General features: G+C 58.4%; 2 protein-coding genes. Both read left to right on the forward strand.

All coding sequences use genetic code 11. From position 1 onward, the window contains the following. Positions 1 to 85 precede the first annotated feature (85 nt). A complete protein-coding gene (gene tnpB / locus BM026_RS28810) occupies positions 86 to 445 on the forward strand; it encodes an IS66 family insertion sequence element accessory protein TnpB (RefSeq protein WP_256575477.1) in 360 nt (119 codons plus the stop codon). 18 nt (positions 446 to 463) lie between these two features. Then, positions 464 to 1412: IS66 family transposase (locus BM026_RS28815; protein ID WP_139217599.1), on the forward strand; the 949-nt coding region annotated here is incomplete at its 3' end.

Raw genomic sequence — 1412 nt, forward strand, 5'->3', positions numbered from 1 at the left:
GTAACCGATCCATCACCCACACATTCAAAGCCGCCCATTGAAGCCCGATGCTGCGCTCCCGATCTCTTTCTGGAGCCAGCACCTCATGATGCGTCCCGACGCCAAAGTCGAAAAAGTTTACCTTTACCCCAAGTCCGTGGACTTCCGAAAATCCATCGACGGCCTGGCCGCCCTGGTCGAGCTGGATATCAAGGTGGCCGTCTTCGACCCGGTACTTTTCGTTTTTCTGAATCGCTCCCGCAACCGGGTGAAAATCCTCTATTGGGAGCGCAACGGCTTCTGTCTTTGGCTCAAGCGCCTGGAATCCGAGCGTTTCAAAACCTCGCCCGACGTCACCGACGAAGCCATCGTATTGAGCGTCCAGGAACTGAACTGGCTGCTCGACGGTTTTGACCTTTGGCGCAACCGCCCTCATCAGGTTTTGACCCCACGCTACGTAGCCTGACCCGGTATAATCCGGGCCATGATTTCCCTGCCCGACGACCTTCCTGATGATCCTGTTTTGCTCAAGCAACTGCTGCTTGAGGCACTCAGTCGCCAGGAAGAAGTGGCCCAGGCTTATCAAACCCACATCGTCGACCTGAAAGAGCAGATCAAGTTGCTGCGCGACCGCTTGTTCGGGCGCAAGTCCGAACAGACTGTCGAGCCCAACACGCCGCAACTGGCGCTGTTCAACGAGCCCGAAAGCGAGCCGATGCCGCTCGTTGATGACCCTGACGAAGAAGCCGTTGCGCCGACGCCGCGCCGTGGCAAGCGCAAGCCGTTGTCGGCCGATCTGCCGCGTATCGAAATCATCCACGAACTGCCTGAACACGAACTGACCTGTGCCTGCGGTTGCCGCAAACACGCCATCGGCGAAGAAACCAGCGAACAACTGGACATCGTGCCGATGCAGATCCGTGTCATCAGGCACATCCGCAAGGTCTACGGTTGCCGGGGGTGTGAAACTGCACCGGTCACGGCTGACAAGCCTGCTCAGTTGATCGAAAAGAGTATGGCCAGTCCCAGCGTGCTGGCGATGCTGCTGACTACCAAGTACGTCGATGGCTTGCCGTTGCACCGGTTTGAAACCGTGCTCAGCCGACATGGCGTCGAGATTGCGCGCCAGACGCTGGCGCGCTGGGTGATCCAGTGCAGCGAACACTTCCAGCCACTGCTGAATTTGATGCGCGACCGCTTGCTGGAAAGCCCGGTGATCCACTGCGATGAAACCCGCGTCCAGGTGTTGAAGGAGCCGGATCGTGACCCGACCAGTCAATCTTGGATGTGGGTGCAGGCCAGTGGCCCACCGGACAAGAAAGTCGTGCTGTTCGACTACACCTCCAGCCGAGCGCAGGATGTACCGTTGCGTTTGCTGGACAGCTATCGCGGCTATGTGATGACCGATGATTACGCCGGCTATAACGCCTTGG

The sequence above is a fragment of the Pseudomonas sp. NFPP24 genome (genome assembly GCF_900112095.1).
Classification (GTDB): domain Bacteria; phylum Pseudomonadota; class Gammaproteobacteria; order Pseudomonadales; family Pseudomonadaceae; genus Aquipseudomonas; species Aquipseudomonas extremorientalis.

Excerpts from the sequence above, each read along its gene's own strand:
- tnpB (WP_256575477.1), top strand. The coding sequence starts at position 86 with ATGATGCGTCCCGACGCCAAAGTCGAAAAAGTTTACCTTTACCCCAAG.